The sequence below is a fragment of the Desulfosporosinus sp. I2 genome (assembly GCF_000960765.1).
Lineage (GTDB): Bacteria > Bacillota > Desulfitobacteriia > Desulfitobacteriales > Desulfitobacteriaceae > Desulfosporosinus.
In genome coordinates, this window is the sequence record NZ_JYNH01000160.1 from 1 (window position 1) to 10,596 (window position 10,596).

Here is a 10,596-nt window from a genome sequence, read left to right on the forward strand (position 1 = left end):
TTTGGCTTGAGCTTGCTATCGATTGATGGGTTTTGTTACCTTCATTACGTAGAAGGAAGTCACCAAGGCAGTCAGCAGCATAACCACAATCAGCAGTTTCCCAATGCTGGTTTCTGTTAAAATGGCAAACCATTCAGCATTGGAAGAGCGCATCAGGGGGATGATGCTGAACATCATGCCCACCGTCATCAGATAATCCCTCCAGACCCTGACCATCATGCTGTCGCTTTCTATCTGCATGGTCTTGGCGTCGTTCATAGACTTGATGATAGGGAACAAGGCAAATTTCAGCCGTCGGTCGTGGTAGCAGAGGATGAGCATTTTAATCCACTCGGCGAAATATCGATTCTTGATCTTAGCCGACAGGCGGTACAGTCCGTGCTCCACATTGGGATTGATGAGCCGGATTTCAGAGACGAACTCGTCAAAGGGCGTGGGGGTTCTCAGGCGAACCGGAATGTACCGGTTCTTTTCCGTTACATAAAGCTCCACCGCTTTGATAATGTCGTCGCAGCCCGCGTAGGCGTTGGTGATGATGGACATGGTATTTTCCAGCCCCTCAATTTCCTCCCGCGCCGCCGCAGAGCTTTTTACAGTCAGGTAAAAGTAAGGGGCGGGGATAAGGCAGACCGCCATAACCGCTGCCAGCCCGGTGTTGCTAAAAAGCAGAATTCCGGCCAGAAATCCCGCCGTCAAGGCTGCGGCCATCATCAGGATGAATCTTTTCAGCGTGGCGCCGGTTTGCCGGAACAGGTTTTGCAACCGGATGGCGATCCGCTCGGCTATTTTCAGCTTGGACCCCGACAGGTAAAGCCGCCGCTTTTTCAGGGGGTTTTTCTCCATTACCCAAGGATTTAGTTCTAGCAGGAGGAAAAGGGACAGACTGATCAATACAAAAATAATAGCAAGAGATACTTCGATGTTATTCATAATCGTCCTCCCTTAACATAAACTCCTTTCCGGCAAAACGGCGGATTTCCGCCAGTTCAACCCCGTTAATCAAGAGCCGCTCGGCCAGGGCCTGGGATACATACCCCAAATGCTTGTGGCTGCCGATGACTTTTGTAATTCTTCCTCTTCTGTCTCTCTCATAATGCTCAACTTGATATTTGAAAAGGGTATTGCCTGTGACTTCCCCGTCTTTTACCCCGGTGGCTTCAAACACTTCCATATATTTGCGGGATTTGTCGGGAAGCTGCATTTTAAAAACCATGACGGGGAAAGCTTCCACGATGTTTTTCAAAAGCCTTTCCTCCGACAATGAAGTCCCGGCCTCCAGGCACATGGTGAGGATTCTTTCATAGGCCGTCCGCGCACTGTTGGCATGGAGGGTGCTGATGATGGTATGCCCCGTCCGTCCGGCCTCCTGCACCGTCAGGGCTTCCTTGCCCCGCATTTCTGCCGGGACAAGGATTTCAGGGTGTAACCTTAAGGACAGCTTTAAAAGGTCCAGCATGGTGATGGGGTTGGGTTCCTCCTTCGTGAGAAGGTGAATCACGTCATTCGTCATCACCCCGTTTTCATCAAACTGTGTCAGGGTCAGCTCGCGGGTGTCTTCTATGGTCACAATTCTTTTGTCCTGGGATACACAACTTAAAATATATCCCATGTCAGAGGTTTTTCCGCTGCCGGTGGCTCCGGCCAGGGCGACCGATATGCCATTGTTGATGCAGAGGGTGAGAAAATCCAGTTCGTCCGTCGTGGCCGTATTCCAGCTGATGAGATTTTCCCTATTTATATAGGAAGGCTTTTGTTTTCGGACCGAAGCAATGGCTCCGGCGTCAGGGTCCACACAGGGGGTGATGGCGCCCGACATGCGGATGCCGCGGGCGATGAAACTGTCTCCGATGGGCTTGGAGCCGTCCAGGATGACATTCCCGAACCGACTCATTTTCTTGGTGATGTTCGCGCAAGCCTCCGGGCTGCCGAAGGTGGTCAGAAGCCGCACCTTTTTGTCCTTGTATAAAACCCAGATGCCGTTGTAGCCGTTGACGTTGACTTCTTCCACCTCGTTGTCCTGGAGGTAGCTGGATAAAAGCCCCATGCCGGCCATGTCGAAATACACGGCGTCCACCAGCACGGAGATGTTGGCAATCCCCTTGGCCACCATATGTTCACTGTTCAAATACTGCATAATCAGGTCTTTCAGCGTTTGCTCGGCTTCCTCCGAATACAATACCTGCGCCAGCTCGGTAGAGTGGTTTTTGGCGATGATCCGTTGCAGCTTGTCCAGGATTTCGCTGTAATCCTGGGCCTCCAGTTTGTTTTCCCCGCTGTCGGAGCGCTGCTTGTTGGCTCTGTAAATCAGCTCGTTGATGGAAAACTTATTATTCATCAGGCTTTGCCTCCGCAGATTTCCTCGGCTATTTGCTCCAGCACCTTGCCGTACCGCCGGCATGATCTGTCGTGCAAGAAATAGATAGGCGTTCCGGCGTTTTCCAGCTCGCCCGCCCGTTTTACAAAGGGCAGCTCATAGGCAAAGGAAAGTCCCATCATGCTTTGAAAGGTCTTGTCGTCAAACTCGCCGTTGGGAGCCTGCAGGACATGAATTTGCTTGCCGGCAATGTGCAGCTCCCGCACAAAATCTTCTACACCCTGATGCCACATTTGCGCCGCTATGGACGGCTTGTGCAGGGTGACAATCCTTTCGGCCATCCAGAGACCTGTACCGGATACCGGGTTGGCAAGCTCCCCGGCGCCGTCAATGATCAGGATGTCGAACACCAGGGACGCGGCGCTAATCATCCGTTCCACGCTTTGCAGCGTCACGGTGTCGCAGAGTAGGCCGGTATAGTGGGTGGGCGCGGACAGGAAAAACAGGTTCTTGCTTTCCTCGTATTCCGAAAATTTCTCGCCGATGTTGGGATTATCCTCATGCAGCACCTGAAACAGGCCCTTTTCCGGTGAAATGCTCTGACCAAAAAATATTTGCAGATTGCCATAGACCAAATTGGAGGAAACGAGGCCCACCAGACGGTCGTGGCTGGAAAGGGCGCAGGCCAGGTTGACCGCAAGGGTGCTTTTCCCGCTGTTGCCGCCGCCCCATACGCTGACGATTTTACCGCTCATGGCTCATCCCCCTTTTTTCAAAGATTAAATGCAATTTCCCCGTGTATTCGGCTGCGATGAGCTTGGTGGCCTGCGCTTCGGTAACAATCAGGGTGACGGCTTTGGGGATGGGGTCGCTGGAAGCTTGCTGGTTTTCTGCCTGCTGCTTCCGGACCTGGGCGGTGCTCTGCGTGTGGGAATTTTCCACACTGTAAACCTCCAGCCCTTTCAGTTCGGGGTAAAGGATCACCTGTGAAGGAGTGCTTTGACTTGTGCCCCCTTCCTCCTTTTGGCTTGAAAACACGGCCACCGTCACAATGTCGCCGCTTTGCAGGTGGGAGGAAAGCCCTGCGGCGATACTCGGCACGCTCACCGTAACCAGCCGCTTATTCTCCGTGGCAATGCGGTCCAGCTTTTCAGTGGCGATAAACTCACCGAGCTTTTGGGGAAACAGGTAATCGCCTTTAGCAATATCTGTCTGGGCGATCTTGCCCACAATCAGGGTCTTGTCATTGACGATGCCGTCGGGCAGGCCGAAGCTTCCCACCTCCAGCGCGGCCAGTTGTTTGTCCTCTATCCTGGTGCCCGCGGGGATATCCGCCGCCGCCCGGAGCACCGTCACGGTCGCGCTCTTGTCCGCATAAAGCTTTGGCAGCAGTACAAAGGAAATGACTGCCGCCAGGATAACGCAGAGGGCGCTTAAAACTATCCGGTTTTTAAGAATTTTCAAGACATCTTCATCCTTTCCTAAAGGTATTTGGCAGATAAAAAGCTTAATTTCTTATTCAAAATACTCCGCGTCCTTGACGCTTTTCACAAACTCCCGCACCTCGTCAAGGGATTCGGTCAGGGTATATCCGAGGATGGAATCCAGCACCCTGCGCTGGTATTTGCCGTACCTGCTCGTACGATAATCCAGAATGGCGACCACTCCCGTATCGGTTTCACTGCGGATCAGCCGTCCCAAACCCTGCCGGAGCCTGGCGATCATCACCGGGAAGGCATACCTGTCAATAAACTTTGAAAGAGAGGAAAAGTCCTTCTTCTTGTACTCCATGATGGGTGACGGTACGGGAAAGGGCAGATTGACCACGATGATGGAGGACAGGATATCGCCGGGGAAATCCACGCCCTCCCAAAAGGAGCCGGAGGCGAAAAGAACACCGTTTCGGCTTTTTCGATATGCCTCGGCGGTGTTCTTTGTCCCCTTGTGCATGGTAATCAGGGGGAAACGGGTGATTCTGTCCTTCAATAGCTCATGCACAGCCGACAGCAGCTTGTAGGAGGTGAACAAGATGGCGGTATGGCCGTAGGTGGCCTCCACCAGCTTTTCAATTTCATCCGCAACGGCGGTTATATACCGCTCGTCGTTTTTATCGGGAAAGGGTACTTTCTCGGAGAGATAGAGCCTCGTGTTACTTTTATAGTCAAAGGGGGATGGCATCCGTATCTCCGCCAGCAGCAAGGAGGACAGTTTGCCGATGCCTGTCTGCTCCTTGAAAAAGCCGTAGCCTGTGTCGTCGGTCAAGGTTGCCGAGGTCAGTATTTTGGAGGCCATGCCTTTCCACAGCACCTCATAGAGCATAGCTTCCATGTTGGTGGGGATGGCGGTAAGCTGCCACAGTACGTCTTCGCCTTTCTCCAGCCAATAGATGACATCCTTCGGCGCCATAAAGGTTTCGATTCCGGCGTTGATTTCACGATGCAGGCGCGCAAGCTGCCGACAGCTGGTAATATCCTGAAAACAGGCCCGGTATATCTCGTCAAGGCTGGTCTGCAAATCCTGCATGGCTCTTTTGACGGCGGCGTTGATCTTCACGGTTTTCTGCCGGGTTTCCTCCGTTTCATCAGGGGGCAGGGTTTTTTCAAGCTCCATAAATAGTTTTTGATTATAAAACGCCAGGTCGTCCGTCAGCCGATAGGCTTTTTTGTGGTAGGCCTTGTTGCCGGTGGTGTGATTGTGGAGAATTCGGATAAACTCGCCCGTCAGAGCGCTTGAAAAGCTCTCTCCCAATATCTGATAGGCGGCATCCAGGAGCTTATGGGCCTCGTCGATAATATGTACGGCGCATTTCGGTATCAGGGGTGCAAGGCCCGAATGCTCCCGCTGCATATTGGCAAGATAGTAATTGTGGTTTGTCACCTGAAAGGTATAGCCATCTGATCTGGCGCGGCTGATATGGTCGAGATACCGACACTTTTTGTAGTATGAACAATTGCGGCCGCAGTCCCTGGGCACGTTGATTTTGCGGACGACATGCTGTTTGATGTCGGGGTAGGCGTCCAGGTCAATATTGCCCTGCTCCAGTGTCTTTGCTTTCAGCTTTTGATAAAGCCTTACATCTCTTGAACTATCGCTGTTTGCAAGATAGTCCATGAAATCCGCGTAGCGTTCCTCGCACAGATAATGCTCCTTTCCCTTTCGAAGTACGGCGGTAACGGGGCTGGCGATGATTTTATATTCCATCAGTATCCTTGAAAGGTCCGGAATAAACTTTCCTATGATGGCCTGCTGTAAATCAATGCCGGAGGTGGTAATGGTCATGGGCGTCGGGTTCATCGGACCGGCAAAAACATAGGGGCTCGCCCGTCTTTCCTTCCCCTCGTACAGACCGTAGACGATAGCAGCCACAAGGTAGGCAAGGGTTTTGCCCGTACCCACCTCGGCTTCGCACAGGGCGACCTTTTTATGCCTCATGCTCTCGAACATCATCACCGACAGCTCGATCTGCTTGTCCCGCACCACATAGCCGTATTCCGGCAGGAGCTGCCTGAATATGGCTTCAATCAGAATTTGGGGCTGTGCTGGCAGCACAAACTGATACACTTTGCAGTGAAGTATCTTTTTAACAAGGCCCGGATAGTCTGCTTCGGAGAGCACAGTTCGGCTGGTTGCCAGCACAACTGACTTCTCGGTGGCGTAGTTCAGCACGGAGTATGTAAATCTTTTTCCCGAAAATCGGAAATAGACAATATACCTGCCGTCCAAGGTAAAGAAATAACTGCTGTCAGCCTTTATCCTTCCGGCCAGGATGTACTTTTCTAAAATGGAATAGTCTCTCGTCGTTATATCAAACATTTTTTATCTCCCTTACCTTTACAAAACTATGAAAATGTCTGGCGGCAGAATGGTGCGCCGGAATACCACAGGTTTTGGAAACACATCAAGACGTCAATCGCTTTGAATTCCGGCGCAATAGTTCTGTCGTCAAACAAAAATGGCAAAAATGAAGAATGTATCATACTTGTTCACAACGTCCCTGATACCGGGGATGTATCGGGCTGCTCCTTGCTGGAGAGCAACATATCAGCCGGCATGGGTATCAGTTTCCAACCCAAACCAACATGATCCCGTCATTCGTCGCGGGCTGCCCAATGCGGTGAGGCGTTCAAGGCAGAAGTATCATTGTGTATCCCTTTCCCCGTCATCGCCATTCAACCCGCAACAGGCTGATTCAAAGCCGGGAGTAATCGCTCGCATTCCTACGGAATGGTCATGGCGTTCCCGCTTATGTGGCTTGCCGCTGTCAACGGCGAGAAAGGTAGCTTTCCCAATACACCGTATATGCACTTGTCAAGGAACAGCGAGGGAGATAATAAAAATAACCCCTCACTCCTTTAAGGAAAAAAGTGAGGGGTTGACAACCTGAATTTTCAAATTTCTAAAAATTTTTTTAGTTTCTGGAGAATACGGTATTTCTGTTTATTCACCGCTTGCTTTGTAAGGCCAATGCTTTGAGCAAATTGGTTTTCGCTTTTGCCCTTAAAAAATAGCGAATAGATCAGTAGCCGTTCCTGTCCGGTCAGCATTTCCATCGCCACGGTCAACCTGGAAAGCATCTCGGCCTTGATAAGCTTGTCCTCCGCGGATTCCTGTGTCTGCGATAACAAGTAATCTATCTGAATGCCTTTTTTCGCGCATTCTTCATAGGATAGATCATTTCGCTCGGAAAGCTTGTCCAAATAATATTCGCGCTCTTTATGCTGATAATATGCCTTGTAAACTTCCTCGGTTACCGAGATTCGCTTCTTATTGATAAGCAGGGTGTATGTTTTGTCCTCCTGCATTTTGATTTCCTCCATTTCTGATTTGTGAATTTCTCAAAATCAGAAATGGAGGGAGGAGAGCGGCACCCTACCGACTTGGCAATGGTGTCACAGTATTTGATTGCAACCTGCGGTCGAAAATTTAGATTTTTTGTCAAATAAAAAAACGCAATTTGCGACAAACAAATTGCGTTTTTACGGCTAGTATGAGGTGTATTGAATTGTAAACTTGTTGGGGTCTGCGTGGAAGTCCGCAGAGATCTAAGGTACCTATCCGTGTCGGAGAAATTGATCTCTGCATGATAAATGCCTTTATATCTTTTTAGTTCAGCTACTTTAGCCTTTCTATTTTTATTAATATCCCATTTTCCATTTGTCAGCACCTCACTCACATGAAATGAAAAATAAGGCTATACCGGTCATATTTTATTGAAATATGTCATTGTATTACTGGAATCAAATTATGGAATTCCCTCGTTACGTCTAAAACGCAAAAAACCTGCCAATAAGGGCAGGTTTAGACACATAGTCTCTGCGGTGGCCAGGCTATCATAGTGCTGGTGCACCTTAGACCCTATGGCTTTGCGTCCCTGTCTTTTGACAGGTTTGCCCTTAGCGCTGATAATTCAATTGTTATTTATAACAACACAACAATTATTTGTGTTGAGACGAAACACCGAAGGAATCTTTTATCCATAATATATAAGGTCCTACTGAATTGAAATTGTGTGGGGGACGTACCCCGGAACAATTCTGACAATGGAGGAATTGTTATCGATCATTTTCTAACGACACCTAGTTTCGTTTCCACAACCGGCACTCCTAACGTTGAAATCAACGTGGGATGGGGGATTTGCTGCATGGTGATATCAGCTAACCACGAGTATTGTGGAAAATGGCCCTGCCTACAGCGGTTATACCGAAGCCAGAACTACCCTGAAAAGGAAATGTCGAAAATGCCCTTCTAAAGATCAAAATGGTTTTAGTGGTTGCAATTCCACAAGGGTGGATGATCCTGCCTTGGTAAGTTGGATAAGCTCTGCACCATCGACAGAGACGTAGTTTTTATCTCCATGCAGTTTTACGTCTGCAAGATGCCCGTCTGTAATGACACTGGCTGTTTGATTGTCATAGACGATCAATTGACCTGTAATCCCGATGAGCATTCGTACATTTTTGTTAAAGGGAATCGAGCCTTCCCATTCGATTTTCAGATCAGGGTTCTCCTTCATCACTTGCAGGTCGGCTGTGGTTTTAATCTTTACCAGTTCATTGTTTTCTACTTCTCCAATATACACTCTTCCATTTCTGACTCCTAAGATTCTGTCGTTGGTATTTTTAGAGATGACTTGACGCTTTTCATTATTTAAGGCGACAACTTGCTGGATAGCCCCCACTTTACTGTCTATATAAAGTGTTCCGTAGCGATCAGAGGCAGCCATATTATCAATAAACTCTCTTGGTTTGTTTAGGGTACTCACCTTTTTCATAACGTCTATTTTCATGAGTTGTTGTGTCGAGCCATTCGTGACAGTTAAATACATCAAATTGGTAGAGGTCGAGACAACAAATTTTTCAATTTTCCCGCCTGCTGAAATCTCTTCACTGCCACTCGGTGGATCAAACGGATTTAAACGATCATCTGGAGCGGTATCTTCATCACTATTCGGGAGTTCAAGCGAATACAGTTCTGTAATTTTTGGACTTCCATACCGTTTTTCAAGCCTAGGCTCCACGGGAGCCTCTTCGGGCACAATTTTTGGTTGGTTTGGGTCTTCTGTTTTCGGCTCAATTGAAGGGGGTGAGATTTTAGCCTTAGAAGGGTACACTTTAACGGTTGTTACCTCATTAGGGTTTTTATTGGCATAAAAATAGAGTAAGATATTTCGGTCAGGTAGCCATTGATATGTAAGAACACCCAATGTTTGATCAGTTGCAGAGGGAGATTTTTTTTCAAAAACAACGTTCCCCTTTTTAAGATTGAAGATTTTAAGTGTACCATTTTCCGAATAAGCCAAATAATCCTTGGCGTAAGAAACTTGAATATTAGTAAGCTCAGACCCAGAGATGGTTGCTTTGAGCTGGGGCGTGATCGGTGGTTCACTATCTACCGCCGTCGATCCCATAACTTTTTGAAGTTGGTTGTTTAAAAGAGAGTACCCTCCAAATTGAAAAAAGAGTGAAACTAATATCCAAACTAATATAGTACGCAGTTTCTTCCTCATGCGTAATTCTCCTTTTTCGACGGTGATCACTAGGCCCCTTGAGAGCTGACTACAAAGGCTTTGGGAATATAGATACTATTCTGGCATGACCACAATAGCCGTCGGTAGGTAACGTTCACCAGCCCAATTCCAAAGTTTATTGATCACTTTTCCATTATAGAAGAGTTCTGTAGAAGACCCTCCATCCAAATTCGCCGCATTAACTGCACCATATTCCATAAAAAGGTTATAGAGGTCACTCATTTTTGCCCCTAGACTGGTGAGTTGTCGACCATCAATTACGACAAGAATAATCATGCCATCTGCTTTCTGTCCGATGGCAGTTCTTGGTGCAACTCCCCATTCTTCGTCACGAAACATACCTCGTTTTCCGTCCTGTATTAAAGCTGGCCAGAAAGATACCGCTTCCTGAATGTTTTTCTTTTTAACGTCATCAGCGGTGATATGTCCAACTATCAGTTTACCGTCCTTATCAAAAGCTACAATGTCTGTACTTAAGTTGCCTGCATTGTTATGTACGATTTCTCCATTATGCACAGTAATTCCGTCAGGAAAAGCTCCGTTTCCTGTACCGTTCGGGTCATAAAATGCTCCACCATTTATTCCAGCAATGGCTCCTGCGTCTTTAACTAAGCCGCTTACTCGTTCTCCTGCGACCCCCAGTTCTTTTGTCACAGCTATTTTTATCCGTTTTGGATTCTTTATTAACATTACCTTGCCTTTAAAAGCCCTACCTTTAATATCTTCAATTGTAATGCCCACAGATGCATCTGATACTGTACGCTGAATTGGGGTATCAGATGGTGAGTCCGTACCATTAGATTTGTATACGATTTCATTAATTTGTTCATCAGATAGAAATGCCTTAACAACCTGTGGATGTCGTGAAGTGAGAATGGAACCTACCGCCACAGTTTTCAGTGCTTCAAATGAACCCCAAAAAATGATAAAGGGAGCAAGGACTAGAGCAAAAATTACGTTGAAAATAAAAAAGGCAATAATCATTATTAGACGTATTTTCCGTATTTTTCTCATGATACCTCCATCAATACCTTTAGCATGCTTAAGGTATCAGCAGTTAAACTTTCATGATCATAAATATAGAACAAAATATTTTGCTATTAAGAAAAGTATTGAAAATAGGGAGTTTCCATGATTTGTTGTACAGTTTCTTCGTCAGAAAAGCTACACTTTTCCTTAATGATGAGGGCACCCTATGTGATCCGGACTGGTTTGGCTACATTTCCTGTATGCTGTGGAAAATATTCAGCATATT

At 47.6% G+C, this 10,596-nt stretch carries 9 protein-coding genes, 1 pseudogene and 1 riboswitch; all 10 genes and pseudogenes read right to left on the reverse strand.

Annotated elements, in window-relative coordinates; all coding sequences use genetic code 11:
* Positions 1 to 15 precede the first annotated feature (15 nt).
* Positions 16 to 930 carry a hypothetical protein gene (locus tag UF75_RS22350; RefSeq protein WP_045576749.1) on the reverse strand — a complete coding sequence of 305 codons (915 nt, stop codon included), beginning with the start codon at positions 928 to 930 and terminating at the stop codon, positions 16 to 18.
* Positions 923 to 2,335, reverse strand: a complete 1,413-nt coding sequence (locus UF75_RS22355) for an ATPase, T2SS/T4P/T4SS family (protein ID WP_045576750.1) — start codon at positions 2,333 to 2,335, stop codon at positions 923 to 925. Before UF75_RS22355 ends, UF75_RS22350 begins: the two co-directional genes overlap by 8 nt.
* A complete protein-coding gene (locus UF75_RS22360; protein WP_045576751.1) occupies positions 2,335 to 3,069 on the reverse strand; it encodes a cobalamin biosynthesis protein CobQ in 735 nt (244 codons plus the stop codon). Before UF75_RS22360 ends, UF75_RS22355 begins: the two co-directional genes overlap by 1 nt.
* A complete protein-coding gene (cpaB, locus tag UF75_RS22365; protein ID WP_045576752.1) occupies positions 3,059 to 3,778 on the reverse strand; it encodes a Flp pilus assembly protein CpaB in 720 nt (239 codons plus the stop codon). Before cpaB ends, UF75_RS22360 begins: the two co-directional genes overlap by 11 nt.
* 51 nt (positions 3,779 to 3,829) lie before the next feature.
* Positions 3,830 to 6,127 carry an ATP-dependent DNA helicase gene (locus UF75_RS22370; RefSeq protein ID WP_045576753.1) on the reverse strand — a complete coding sequence of 766 codons (2,298 nt, stop codon included), beginning with the start codon at positions 6,125 to 6,127 and terminating at the stop codon, positions 3,830 to 3,832.
* A gap of 324 nt (positions 6,128 to 6,451) precedes the next feature.
* Positions 6,452 to 6,619 carry a hypothetical protein gene (locus tag UF75_RS28640; RefSeq protein ID WP_156146563.1) on the reverse strand — a complete coding sequence of 56 codons (168 nt, stop codon included), beginning with the start codon at positions 6,617 to 6,619 and terminating at the stop codon, positions 6,452 to 6,454.
* 83 nt (positions 6,620 to 6,702) lie between these two features.
* Positions 6,703 to 7,116: a sigma-70 family RNA polymerase sigma factor gene (locus tag UF75_RS22375; RefSeq protein ID WP_045576754.1), complete on the reverse strand. Its 414-nt coding sequence runs from the start codon at positions 7,114 to 7,116 to the stop codon at positions 6,703 to 6,705.
* 512 nt (positions 7,117 to 7,628) lie between these two features.
* Positions 7,629 to 7,716, reverse strand: a riboswitch (cyclic di-GMP riboswitch).
* Between the two features lie 350 nt (positions 7,717 to 8,066).
* Positions 8,067 to 9,320, reverse strand: coding sequence for a hypothetical protein (locus UF75_RS22380; RefSeq protein ID WP_045576755.1), 1,254 nt, complete (start codon positions 9,318 to 9,320; stop codon positions 8,067 to 8,069).
* 75 nt (positions 9,321 to 9,395) lie between these two features.
* Complete coding sequence (locus UF75_RS22385; RefSeq protein WP_197079504.1) at positions 9,396 to 10,355, reverse strand: phosphodiester glycosidase family protein; 960 nt, start codon at positions 10,353 to 10,355, stop codon at positions 9,396 to 9,398.
* Between the two features lie 92 nt (positions 10,356 to 10,447).
* Positions 10,448 to 10,596 (reverse strand): annotated as a pseudogene (locus UF75_RS30455) (transposase); the annotation flags it as partial.